Origin of the sequence: Paenirhodobacter sp. (assembly GCF_041916475.1) — a bacterium.
Classification (GTDB): Bacteria; Pseudomonadota; Alphaproteobacteria; order Rhodobacterales; family Rhodobacteraceae; genus Rhodobacter.
In genome coordinates, this window is sequence record NZ_JAYRZN010000018.1 from 54,897 (window position 1) to 65,938 (window position 11,042).

The 11,042-nt window shown below is 66.4% G+C and carries 10 protein-coding genes and 1 pseudogene; 7 read left to right on the forward strand and 4 right to left on the reverse strand.

Annotation, left to right across the window (positions count from 1 at the left end):
• Window positions 1–7: 7 nt before the first annotated feature.
• A complete protein-coding gene (trpS, locus tag ACOMG5_RS09505; RefSeq protein ID WP_420343560.1) occupies window positions 8–1,042 on the reverse strand; it encodes a tryptophan--tRNA ligase in 1,035 nt (344 codons plus the stop codon).
• 97 nt (window positions 1,043–1,139) lie between these two features.
• Between trpS and ACOMG5_RS09510 the strand changes: the two genes are divergently transcribed.
• Window positions 1,140–1,826, forward strand: a complete 687-nt coding sequence (locus tag ACOMG5_RS09510) for a rhomboid family intramembrane serine protease (RefSeq protein ID WP_420343561.1) — start codon at window positions 1,140–1,142, stop codon at window positions 1,824–1,826.
• A gap of 42 nt (window positions 1,827–1,868) precedes the next feature.
• Window positions 1,869–2,303: a hypothetical protein gene (locus tag ACOMG5_RS09515; RefSeq protein ID WP_420343562.1), complete on the forward strand. Its 435-nt coding sequence runs from the start codon at window positions 1,869–1,871 to the stop codon at window positions 2,301–2,303.
• Here the strand turns inward: ACOMG5_RS09515 and murJ are convergent.
• Genes murJ through ACOMG5_RS09530 form a run of 3 tightly spaced genes read right to left on the reverse strand, consistent with a single transcriptional unit; the run spans window position 2,300 to window position 7,815 of the window.
• Window positions 2,300–3,847, reverse strand: a complete 1,548-nt coding sequence (murJ, locus tag ACOMG5_RS09520) for a murein biosynthesis integral membrane protein MurJ (protein WP_420343563.1) — start codon at window positions 3,845–3,847, stop codon at window positions 2,300–2,302. The two genes, ACOMG5_RS09515 and murJ, sit on opposite strands and share 4 nt — an antisense overlap.
• Window positions 3,844–6,624 (reverse strand): [protein-PII] uridylyltransferase, encoded by a 2,781-nt coding sequence (locus ACOMG5_RS09525; protein ID WP_420343564.1) that lies wholly within the window; start codon window positions 6,622–6,624, stop codon window positions 3,844–3,846. Before ACOMG5_RS09525 ends, murJ begins: the two co-directional genes overlap by 4 nt.
• 18 nt (window positions 6,625–6,642) lie before the next feature.
• Window positions 6,643–7,815 carry a penicillin-binding protein activator gene (locus ACOMG5_RS09530; protein ID WP_420343565.1) on the reverse strand — a complete coding sequence of 391 codons (1,173 nt, stop codon included), beginning with the start codon at window positions 7,813–7,815 and terminating at the stop codon, window positions 6,643–6,645.
• Between the two features lie 98 nt (window positions 7,816–7,913).
• Here ACOMG5_RS09530 and rsmI point away from each other — a divergent pair, with 98 nt between their 5' ends.
• The 5 genes and pseudogenes from rsmI to ACOMG5_RS09555 all read left to right on the forward strand — a co-directional run.
• On the forward strand, window positions 7,914–8,816 hold the full coding sequence (gene rsmI / locus ACOMG5_RS09535) for a 16S rRNA (cytidine(1402)-2'-O)-methyltransferase (RefSeq protein ID WP_420343566.1): 903 nt from the start codon (window positions 7,914–7,916) through the stop codon (window positions 8,814–8,816).
• Window positions 8,813–9,172: a YraN family protein gene (locus tag ACOMG5_RS09540; protein ID WP_420343567.1), complete on the forward strand. Its 360-nt coding sequence runs from the start codon at window positions 8,813–8,815 to the stop codon at window positions 9,170–9,172. The genes rsmI and ACOMG5_RS09540 overlap by 4 nt, the downstream gene beginning before the upstream one ends.
• Before the next feature lie 57 nt (window positions 9,173–9,229).
• Window positions 9,230–10,171, forward strand: coding sequence for a glutathione synthase (gene gshB, locus ACOMG5_RS09545; RefSeq protein ID WP_420343568.1), 942 nt, complete (start codon window positions 9,230–9,232; stop codon window positions 10,169–10,171).
• Between the two features lie 513 nt (window positions 10,172–10,684).
• Window positions 10,685–10,837: a hypothetical protein gene (locus ACOMG5_RS09550; RefSeq protein ID WP_420343569.1), complete on the forward strand. Its 153-nt coding sequence runs from the start codon at window positions 10,685–10,687 to the stop codon at window positions 10,835–10,837.
• A pseudogene (locus ACOMG5_RS09555) lies at window positions 10,834–11,042 on the forward strand (IS3 family transposase); the annotation flags it as partial. The gene ACOMG5_RS09550 and the pseudogene ACOMG5_RS09555, both read left to right, overlap by 4 nt.

Below are 11,042 nucleotides of genomic sequence, written 5' to 3' on the forward strand. Positions count from 1 at the left end.
GGCGGCCTCAGCGGCTGCGCACCATGCCCATCAGGTCGAGGGCCTGTTCGAGGATAGGTTGCGCGATCGCGCGGGCGCGGGCTGCGCCTTCCCCGAGGATGCGGTCGATCTCGGCAGGGTCGGCCATCAGCCGGGCCATTTCGCGCGAGATCGGTTCGAGCTTCGACACGGCCAGATCGGCCAGCGCGGGCTTGAAGACGCCAAAGCCCTTGCCGCCGAATTCGGCGATGACATCGGCCGGGGTGCTGTCGGCGAGCGCGGCATAGATATTGACGAGGTTGCGCGCCTCGGCGCGCGCCTCCAGCCCATCGACGCTTTCGGGCAGGGGCTCGGGGTCGGTCACCGCCTTGCGGAACTTCTTCGCGATCGTGTCGGCGCTGTCGGTCAGGTTGATCCGGCTCGCGTCCGACGGATCCGATTTAGACATCTTCTTCGTGCCGTCCTTCAGGCTCATCACCCGGGTCGCGGCGCCCTCGATCAGCGGCGTCGGGATCGGGAAGAATTCGGTGCCGTAATCGTGGTTGAACTTCGCCGCAATGTCGCGGGTGAGCTCGAGGTGCTGCTTCTGGTCCTCGCCCACCGGCACCATCGTGGCGTGGTAGGTCAGGATGTCGGCCGCCATCAGCGAGGGATAGGCCAGCAGGCCGAGCGAGGAATTCTCGGCATTCTTGCCCTGCGTCTTGTCCTTGAACTGGGTCATCCGGTACATCCAGCCGATCCGGGCGACGCAGTTCAGCAGCCAGGCCATTTCCGCATGGGCAGAGACCTGGCTCTGGTTGAAGAGGATGGATTTCGCCGGATCCACCCCCGAGACGATGAAGGCTGCCGCCGCCTCGCGGGTCTGGCGCTTCAGCGCTTCGGGCTCCTGCCAGACCGTGATCGCATGCAGGTCGACGAGGCAATAGATCGTCTCGATCCCCTCGTCCTGCTTCTGGGCGAAGCGCTTCAGCGCGCCCAGATAGTTCCCGAGCGTGAGGTTCCCCGAAGGCTGGATCCCGGAAAACACGCGCGGCGTGAACTTGGCGTTGGCTTGGTCGGTCATGGTACGGCTCCTCAGCCGGGCTGGAAATCGGCTGTGGGAGGGCTTATCGCTAAAGCGCGCGGGGCGTCAACCGGACCCCGCCTGACAGGGAGGTCCCATGCGCCCGGCTTTCGACGAACATCCCGTGATCAATCCGCTGCCGCCGGTGGTCTGGCTGCTGTGCGGGCCGATCATCGCGGGCGAGATCCTGTTCGGCCTCGGCCAGAGCGGCCTTCTGGGCGATTACGCCATGGGCTGGCGGCTGGATGCGCTGCAGCGCTTCGCCTTCGACCCGGGCATCTTGCGGCAGATGGCGGCGCATGGCCTCTGGCCCTGGAAGCAGGTGGCGCGGATCGTCACCTATCCCTTCGTGCACGGCTCGCTGATGCATGCGGTGATGGTGCTGGTGTTCGTGCTGGCGCTCGGCAAGATGGTGGGCGAGATCTTCCGCGGCTGGGCGGTGGCAGCGGTGTTCTTCGCGGCCACCATCGCGGGCGCGCTCGTCTATACTGCGGTGCCGGTCACGCAGGGCGCGCTCTATGGCGGCTACCCGGGCGCCTATGGGCTGATCGGGGCCTTTACCTGGCTGTTGTGGATGAAGCTCGGCCAGGCCAATGCGAACCGCTCGCGCGCCTTCATGTTCATCGGCTTCCTGATGGCGGTGCGGCTGCTGTTCGGGGTGCTGTTCGGCGGTAGCGCGGACTGGATCGCGGATTTCAGCGGCTTTGCGGCCGGGTTCCTCGCGAGCTTCCTGGTGGCGCCGGGCGGCTGGCGGCGGATGCTGCGGCAGATCCGGCGGCGCTGAGCCGTTAGGGGTTCGTTAACCAGGTTACGCTCTGATCGCGGCATGAGATGCCGTGTCCTCCTCTTGCTGCCTTTCGTCTGCGCTGCGGCTGCCACCGCAGCGCCACCGGATCCGAATGCCCGCCTGCAGAAGCTGATCGCGCAGCGGGCCGAAGCGGCGGTGGCGGAGGGGACACGGCTGATCCTCGGCTATGGCGACGCAGGCGCTCTCGATGCGGCGGGGCTCGCGCAGATGCGCACGGCTTTCGATCAGGCGGATGCGGATGGGGATGGCGCCGCCTCGTCCGCCGAGATTTCCGCCCATGCCGCGCGGGTCGGGCTGGAGAAATTCGACGAGACCGATGCGGCGGACCTGCGCGCCTATCTGGATCTCGATCAGGATGGCGACGGGCGGCTCACGGTGGAAGAGCTGAGCCGCGCCGTGGCGGAGCGGCTGCGTGCCTTGCGCGCGGCGCCGAAGCCCGCAAAGGCGCTCTAGCCGCGCTTGCGGCGCAGCATGCTGCGCAGATCCGCGGGGCGGTAGGCGCCGATAAGCGCACCAAGGACGAAATAGACCGCGATACCGCCGCCGCACAGGATCCCGAGGGCCGCCCAGCGTTTGCCGCGCTCCGCCAGCATCGGCGCGAGCCATTCGGCGCCATACCACAGCGCAATGCCCATCGCCGCCGAGGCGAGCAGGATCCGCCACAGCCGCGCCCAGAACCGCGCATCAGGCCGCGCCGCATCGCCCATGTGCCGCGCCCCCCACCACAGCTGCGCCACCATCACCCAGCCCGATACGGTGGTGGCCAGCGCCGCCGCGAGGAAGCCCATCACCGGCATCATCCCCACCGCGAAGCCCGCATTGGTGACCATCGAGGCCAGCGCATAATAGAACGGCCGCCGGGTATCTTCGCGCGCATAGAACAGCGGCTGCAGCACCTTTTGCAGAACGAAGGCGGGCAGGCCGAGCCCATAGGCCGCCAGCGCCCCCGCCGTGGCCACGGTATCCTCCGTGCGCCAGGCGCCGCGGTCATAGAGCACCGAGATCAGCGGCGTCGCGATCACCACCAGCGCCACCGCTGCAGGCACGGTGAGGAACAGGGCGAATTCCGCCCCGCGCGAAAAACTGTCCCGTGAGGCCGCGTGATCGCCCGCGCGCAGGTGGCGCGACAGCACCGGCAGCAGCACGGTGCCGATGGCGATGCCCACCACGCCCAAAGGCAGCTGATAGAGCCGGTCGGCATAGCTGAGCCAGGCCACCGCGCCTTCGGTGAAGGAGGCGACCTGCCGCCCGACGATCAGGTTCACCTGCACGATCCCGCCCGCCAGCACCGCAGGCCCCGCGATCACCAGCAGGCGCCGCAGCTCGGGCGTCATCCGTGGCCGGCCGGGGAGGAGCGAAAACCCCACCTTGCGCGCGGAAACCCAGGTGAAGGCGAATTGCGCCACGCCGGTGACCGGCACCGTCCAGGCCAGGGTGAGGCCCATGTCCCAGCCGAAAAGATCGGCGAGCCACATCGCCACGATGAACACCAGGTTCATCAGCACCGGCACCAGCGAGGCCTCGGTGAACCGCCCGAAGGTATTGAGCACGCCCGACAGCAGCGCCACCAGTGAGATGAACAGGATATAGCTGAACCCGATCCGGCCATAGAGCACCGCGAGGGTGAAGCGTTCGTCGCCCGCGAAGCCCGAGGCCATCGCCCAGACCAGCCAGGGCATCGCCAGCGTGCCGATGAGCGTGAACAGCATCAGCACCCAGGTCAGGCCCGAAAACGCATCCTGCGCGAAGCGCCTCGGATCCTCGCCCGCCTCCACCCGCTTCGAGAACATCGGCACGAAGGCCATGTTGAACGCGCCCTCGGCGAAGAAGCGGCGGAACATGTTGGGCAGCGAGAACGCCACCAGAAAGGCCTCCGCCACCGGGCCGGAGCCCAGATAGGCCGCCATCATCATGTCGCGCACGAAGCCGAGCAGCCGCGAGCCGAAGGTCCAGGCCCCTACCGTGAGGAAGCCCCGCACAAGTCTGATCGGCTTCATGCCTGCAGTGCCCGTTCCGCCCCGCGCGCGATCGCCTCGCGCAGCTTCTTCTCCAGTGCTTCCTGCTTGGATTTGCCGAGCTTCAGCCCGAACATGTCCTTCACATAGAAGCTGTCGACCACCTGCGCGCCATAGGTCGCGATCACCGCCGAGGCGATATAGGCATGCGAGGAGGCCAGCGCCCGGGTCAGGTCATAAAGCAGGCCGGGCCGGTCGCGGGTATCGACCTCGATGATGGTGTAAAGCTCTGATCCGTCGTTGTCGAAGGTGATATGGGTCGGGAAACGGAACTGGCTTTCGCGCTTCTTGACCTTGTCGCGGTCCTTCAGCGCATCGCGCGCCACCACTTCGCCCTTCAGCGTGCGGTCGATCATCGCGCGCAGCCGCGGCAGGCGCGAGGATTCGTAGGGGTGCCCCTCCGCGTCCTGCACCCAGAAGACCGCGGTGGCATAGCCGTCCTTCGAGGTATAGGTCCGCGCATCCACCACATTCGCGCCCACCAGCGCCAGCGCCCCCGCCAGCCGCGAGAAAATGCCGGGATGATCGCACAGCGCGAAGGCCGCGCGGGTGGCGTCGTGGTCCGGGTCCGGATGCAGGTCGATGCGGATCTCGTCGTCGCCGATCCCGCGCAGCAGCTCGGCGAAGATGATCTGCGTCTCGGTGGTCAGGCCCTGCCAGTAGGGCGGATAATGGCGCGCGGTCTCGGCGCGCAGCTCCTTCGGATCCCAGCCCACCAGCGCCTCGCGCAGCGCCTTCTTGGCCTGATCGGCGCGCTGTTCGCGGTTCAGGTCCTCAAGGCCATGCTCCAGCACCCGCGCGGTCTCGTTGTGCAGCCGGCGCAGCAGCGAGGCCTTCCAGTTGTTCCACACATTCGGCCCGACCCCGCGGATATCGCAGACGGTCAGCACGGTGAGCAGGTCGAGCCGCTTGCGCGTCTTCATGATCTTGGCGAATTCGCGGATCGTACGCGGGTCGCTCAGGTCGCGCTTCTGCGCCATATCCGACATCAGCAGGTGGTGGCGGATCAGCCATTCCACCGTCTCGCATTCCTCCGGGTTCAGCCCCAGCCGCGGCGCCACCTTGCGCGCGATCTGGGCGCCGAGGATCGAATGGTCCTCCGGGCGGCCCTTGCCGATGTCATGGAGCAGCATCGCCACATAGAGCACCCGCCGGTTCAGCCCCTCCTCCAGCAGCGAGGAGGTGAGCGGCAGCTCCTCGACCAGCTCGCCGCGCTCGATCTGGGCGAGGGTGGAGATCACCTGGATCGTGTGTTCGTCGACCGTGTAGCTGTGATACATGTTGAACTGCATCATCGCCACGATCGGCTCGAATTCCGGGATATAGGCCGACAGCACGCCGAGCTCGTTCATCCGGCGCAGCGGGCGTTCGGGGTTGCCGTGGCGCAGCAGCAGGTCGAGGAAGATGCGCGCCGCCTCCCGGTCCGCGCGCATCTCGTCGTTGATCGTGTCGAGGTTCGCCGCGATCACCCGCATCGCATTCGGGTGCAGCAGCAGCCCGGTGCGCAGCGCCTCCTCGAAGATGCGCAGGAAATTCAGCGGATCGGCGAGGAAGGCGCGAGTATCGGTGAAGGTGATCCGGCCGTTGTCCTCGATGAATGGCGCCTTCAGCGGCTTGCGCCGCCGCAGCAGCCGCACCAGCCGCGGCGCGCGCTTCACATGCTGCGCCTCCAGCGCAGTGAGGAAGATCCGCGTGACCTCGCCCACCACGGTGGCATGGCGGAAATAGTCCTGCATGAACACTTCGACGGCGCGGCGCCCGGCAGTATCGGCATAGCCCATGCGCGCGGCCACATCGACCTGCATGTCGAAGGTCAGCTGATCGGCCGCCCGCCCCGCGATCAGATGCATGTGGCAGCGCACGGCCCAGAGGTAATCCTCCGCGGCGCGGAAATTGCGGTATTCCTCGGGGGTGAACACGCCAAGCGGCACCAGCTCCGCCGCCTTGTGCACGCCGTGGATGTATTTCGCGATCCAGTAGAGCGTCTGCAGGTCGCGCAGCCCGCCCTTGCCCTCTTTCACATTGGGCTCGAGGACGTAGCGCTGGCCGCCCTGGCGCTTGTGCCGCTCGGCCCGCTCGGCGAGCTTCGCCTCGATGAACTCCGGCCCGGTCGCGCGGAACAGGTTCTTGCGCAGCGTTTCTTCCAGCCGGTCGGCGAGCGTGGCCGTGCCGGCAATGAAGCGCTGCTCCAGCATGGCGGTGCGGATGGTGATGTCCTCGCGCGCGAGGCGCAGGCAATCCTCCACCGTGCGCGAGGCATGCCCCACCTTCAGCTTCAGATCCCACAGCATGTAGAGCATCGATTCGATGACGCTCTCCGCCCAGGGGGTTATTTTCCAGGGGGTGAGGAACAGCAGGTCGACATCGGAGAAGGGCGCCATTTCGGTGCGGCCATAGCCGCCGACCGCGAGGATGGCGAGCTGCTCGCCGCCGGTAGGGTTGGGCAGCGGGTGCAGCCGGGTCGTCGCCACATGGAACACCGCGCGGATCAGGCTGTCGGTCATGTCCGAGTAATGCGCGATGGTGTCGCGGCCGTTGCGCGGATGGCCGGTCAGGTCGGCGGCGATCCAGGGCCGGGCTTCGGTGCGGGCGGTATTGAGGAATTCGACCACCGCGGCGCGCAGCGTGCGCTCGTCGCCGGCTGCAGGCAGATGCGCCTCCAGCGCAGGGATCACGCGCTCCGGGGTCAGAAGCAACGGCACCCCGGCGCTGGCCGGGGTGGTGGTCGGTTTTCGGGTCAATTCCTGGTCCTGTCCCATCTGGAAGCTGGCCTCGCCTCAGAACCCCGCGCTGCCGAAGGCTTTCGGCGCCGGGTCGATCACCATCGCCTGGCCGTTGCGGATCTCGGCAACGGCGAGCGCGCGCTCGTTGGTGCCATCGGGCAGCAGCCGGAAGATGCCGTTGACGCCGACGAAGCCCGAGGGCTGGGTCAGCGCGGCGCGGCTCAGCGCATCGGGGCGGCCGGATTTCACCAGTGCGCCGATGGCCGCGATCCCGTCATAGGCGAGGCCCGCGATCGGGTGCGGCATGCTGCCATAGGCCGCCTGATAGCGGGAGCGGAACCGCGAAGCGGTGCCCGGATCCGGCATCGCGAACCAGCCGCCCTGCAGCCCGGGCAGCGACAGCGTCGCGGGCGGCACGTCCCAGCGGGTGAGGCCGATGTATTTGGTCTGGTCGGGGCTCATGCCGTTCTCGGCCAGCACCTGCGCGAGCATCGGCAGCGCGCCCGCGCTGTCGGCGGTGAGGAACAGCGCATCGGCATTGCCTGCGCGGGCCTGTTCGGCAATCTGCGGGCCTGCGGCCCGCACGCCGTCTTGCGAGAACGGATAGGTGGCGCGGCCGGCCACGCTGGCCCCCGCCCGCGAGACCGCGGTCTCGATCGCCCGGGCGCCGATGCCGCCTGCGGTCGTCTCCTCGCTGACGATCATGATCCGGCTCTTGCCCTGGCTTGCAGCATAGCTCGCGAGCCGATTCGCAGTGTTCGGGAAGGTCGAGCCGAGCACGAAGACGTTTCCGCCCGCGATGTCGGTATTGTTCGAGAAGGACAGGACGCTGACGCCGCGGTTGGCAACGGCGACGCCTGCCGCATTGGCGGCTTCGGCATAGACCGGTCCGAGAATGATCTTCGCGCCTTCATCGACGGCCTGCGAGGCCGCGGCCGCAGCGCTGGTGCCACCGCCGGTATTGTAGACGCGCAGGTCGATCTTGACGCCCTGCAGATCCGCGACGGCCATCTCGGCGGCCTGACGGAGCGACTGCGCCAGCGTCTCGTCTCCGGTATTGCCCGAGCCGGAGGGCAGCAGCAGCGCCACCGGCACCGCCGTTCCGGCGTCGACCTTGGGGCCGCTGCCGCCGCGCGTTCCCGGCTCGCAGGCGGCGAGCCAGAGCATCGAAAGAGCGGCGACGAGCATCGTCACCGGGTTGCGGGGGCGGCGCATTTTCGCGAACATGGAACATCCTCCGGGACAGGTCGGGGGCGAAGACAGGGCGGACAGTATGCGTTTCGCCGAAAGAAGTAAACTTTTCAGCCAACTCGGGAAGGGTGCAGATGGAGAAGCGCGCCGAAACCGGCGAGAGCCTGCCGGAGACCAAGCGCAGCGGGGCACGAAAGCTCGAGCCCGGGCTGCATTTTGTCGCCACGCCGATCGGGGCGGCACGAGATATCACCCTGCGCGGGCTGGATATCCTGCGCGATGCCGATGTCCTTGCGGCGGAAGATACGCGAACCCTGCGCCACCTGATGGAGATTCACGGCGTGCCACTGAACGGCCGGCCGCTGATTTCCTACCACGATCATAACGGCAGCGCGGCGCGCCCGCGCGTTTTGCGCGCGCTCGAGGAAGGTCTGGCGGTGGCCTATGCATCCGAAGCGGGCACCCCCCTGGTTGCGGATCCGGGCTACCAGCTCGGCCGCGCGGCGATCGAGGCGGGATACAAGGTCCTGGCGGCTCCCGGCCCCTCTGCGGTTCTCGCTGCGCTGACGGTATCGGGCCTGCCGACGGACCGGTTTCTGTTCGCGGGATTTCCGCCGAATACTTCCAGTGCCAGGCGCAGGTGGTTGCGGGAGCTTGCCGGTATCCCGGCGACGGTAGTTTTCTACGAATCTCCGAAGCGGGTAGGTGAAATGTTAAGGGATCTCGCCCAAGAATTCGGAGGAGAGCGGCAGGCGGCAGTGTGCCGGGAACTGACGAAACGGTTCGAGGAGGTGCGCCGGGCTTCGCTGGATGAGCTCGCATCCGAATTCGCGGATCTGAGCGTGAAGGGCGAAATCGTCGTGCTGGTCGATCGGCGTCATGGCAGCGCCTTCGGGCCGGAAGACATGGATCGTGCGCTCCGTGACCGGCTGGGGCGGATGAGTGTGAAAGATGCAGCGGCCGAGGTCGCCGAGGCACTGGGCCTGCCGCGGCGCGATGTCTATCAGGCCGCGTTGGCGATGGAGAAAGACGAATGAGCGGAGCGATGTCGTTTCATGCGGGGCTGTCTGCCGAGGGGCAGGTCGCGGCGTTGTATCAACGCGAGGGGTCCGGTATAGCCGCGCACCGCTGGCGCGGCCAGTATGGAGGCGAAATCGACCTCATCGCGCGGGACGGAGACACGCTGATCTTTATCGAAGTGAAGAAATCGCGCAGCTGTGCAGAAGCGGCAGCGCGGGTTTCCGAACGTCAGATGCGACGGATCTGGATTTCTGCCGAGGAATTTCTGACGTCTGTTCCCGAAGCTGCGAACCTGAACATGCGGTTCGACGTGGCCCTGGTCGATGGTCAGGGGCAGATCCAGATCTTGCAAAACGCCTACTGCTTCTTCTGAGGCGATTGCATCGCCGGTAGTGTCACGGCATCAATGGCGCAACGAAAGGGGGCATGAATGGCCTTGAAAGTTGCGATCCAGATGGATCCGATCGGAGCGATCAACATCGACGCGGACAGCACCTTCCGGCTGGCGCTGGAAGCGCAGAGCCGGGGGCACGAGCTGTTCTACTATACCCCCGATCTGCTCATCTATCGTGAGGGTAGGATCCTTGCGAAGGGTTGGCCGCTTACCGTAAGGCGCGTGAAGGGCGACCATTATACGCTGGGCGAGGAACGCGAAATCGACCTTGCGGATGTCGACGTTGTATGGCTGCGTCAGGATCCGCCATTCGACATGGGCTACATCACGACGACGCATCTGCTGGAGAGAATCCATCCGCGGACGCTGGTCGTGAACGACCCCTTCTGGGTGCGCAATTCGCCAGAAAAACTCCTGGTTCTGAACTTCCCGGATCTGACGCCGCCCACCCTGATTGCGCGGGACCTTGCCACGATCCGGGCGTTCAAGGCGGAGCATGGCGATGTCATCCTCAAGCCGCTGTACGGCAATGGCGGCGCGGGTGTGTTCCGGCTGGATCCGAACGATCGCAATCTCGCGTCACTGCATGAGTTGTTCACCGGGATCAATCGGGAGCCGCTGATCGTGCAGAAGTTCGTGCCCGACGTGGTCAAGGGCGACAAGCGCATCATCCTTGTGGATGGCGAGCCCGTGGGGGCGATCAATCGCGTGCCCGCAGCGGGCGAGACGCGGTCGAACATGCATGTGGGCGGACGCCCCGAAAAAACCGCCCTCACCGAACGCGAGCGGGAGATCTGCGCCGCGATCGGGCCGGTGCTGCGGGAAAAGGGGCAGATCTTTGTTGGCATCGACGTGATTGGCCGCTGGTTGACGGAGATCAACGTGACCTCGCCGACCGGCATTCAGGAGCTTGAGCGCTTCGATGGTACCAATGTCGCCGCTCTGATCTGGGAAGCTATCGAGGCCAATCGACGCTGACCGACTCCCTGGCGGCTCTGCAGGCGTCATCGTTCGTTCAGGGCCGCGCGGATCCCCGACCCGCCACTGCGGTGGGTTGCGAGGCCTATCTCCGCTTTTTGGGGGCGTGGAAATGGCTGACGTGACGCGCGCGAAGCTCCGCAATCTTCGCTGGAGGCCGCGCCCCCACCCTTAGCCGGTTCCGAAAGAACCGGCTAAGGGTGCTGTAGCGCTTAGCAGCCTCGATACTGCATTCGCTGAGCCTTGGGCTAGCTCCCCCAAGGCATTCGGGGCCTAATCGACGGCTCTCTTCGGAGCTCATGTATCGCGCCCGTGGCTTGCTGCTCATGCTGCAATGGAGAAGGTGGCACTGAGTATGACGATGGACGACAGCATCAAACGTTGGACAGCAAAGCGTAAGACGGCGCTGGTGATCGAGCTCATTCAGGGCAGGACGACAGTGGCCGAATTCAGCCGTTCGTTCGACCTGACGCCTTCCGAGATCGAGGGCTGGGTCGAGGACGCGAAGCGGGCATGGAAAACTCCCTGCGCGCGAACCCGCTCGACATTCGCGCGCAATACGAGAGGCAGCTCACGGAGCTCCAGGAAGCCTGCGGCGAGACCATGTTGGAAATCCGCGCAGGAAAAAACGCGCAGGCCCTGCTGGATGCGGCGGACGACAAATGATCCAGAGCATCCAGCAGGGCCTTCTGGCCGATGGCGTCACGGTGTCTATCGCCAGGCTCTGCGCCTGGTTCGGCGTGTCGCGGCGAACGGTCTGCTACACGCCGGTCAAGGCGGCACCGAAGGTCGATCCGCGCTTTGCCGAGCCGATCAAAGCGATGATCGAGGCGGAGCCGTCCTTCGGCTATCGCACGGTGGCCTGGCTGCT

Excerpts from the sequence above, each read along its gene's own strand:
- trpS (WP_420343560.1), bottom strand. The coding sequence starts at position 1,042 with ATGACCGACCAAGCCAACGCCAAGTTCACGCCGCGCGTGTTTTCCGGG.
- ACOMG5_RS09510 (WP_420343561.1), top strand. The coding sequence starts at position 1,140 with ATGCGCCCGGCTTTCGACGAACATCCCGTGATCAATCCGCTGCCGCCG.
- ACOMG5_RS09515 (WP_420343562.1), top strand. The coding sequence starts at position 1,869 with ATGAGATGCCGTGTCCTCCTCTTGCTGCCTTTCGTCTGCGCTGCGGCT.
- murJ (WP_420343563.1), bottom strand. The coding sequence starts at position 3,847 with ATGAAGCCGATCAGACTTGTGCGGGGCTTCCTCACGGTAGGGGCCTGG.
- ACOMG5_RS09525 (WP_420343564.1), bottom strand. The coding sequence starts at position 6,624 with ATGGGACAGGACCAGGAATTGACCCGAAAACCGACCACCACCCCGGCC.
- ACOMG5_RS09530 (WP_420343565.1), bottom strand. The coding sequence starts at position 7,815 with ATGTTCGCGAAAATGCGCCGCCCCCGCAACCCGGTGACGATGCTCGTC.
- rsmI (WP_420343566.1), top strand. The coding sequence starts at position 7,914 with ATGGAGAAGCGCGCCGAAACCGGCGAGAGCCTGCCGGAGACCAAGCGC.
- ACOMG5_RS09540 (WP_420343567.1), top strand. The coding sequence starts at position 8,813 with ATGAGCGGAGCGATGTCGTTTCATGCGGGGCTGTCTGCCGAGGGGCAG.
- gshB (WP_420343568.1), top strand. The coding sequence starts at position 9,230 with ATGGCCTTGAAAGTTGCGATCCAGATGGATCCGATCGGAGCGATCAAC.
- ACOMG5_RS09550 (WP_420343569.1), top strand. The coding sequence starts at position 10,685 with ATGGAAAACTCCCTGCGCGCGAACCCGCTCGACATTCGCGCGCAATAC.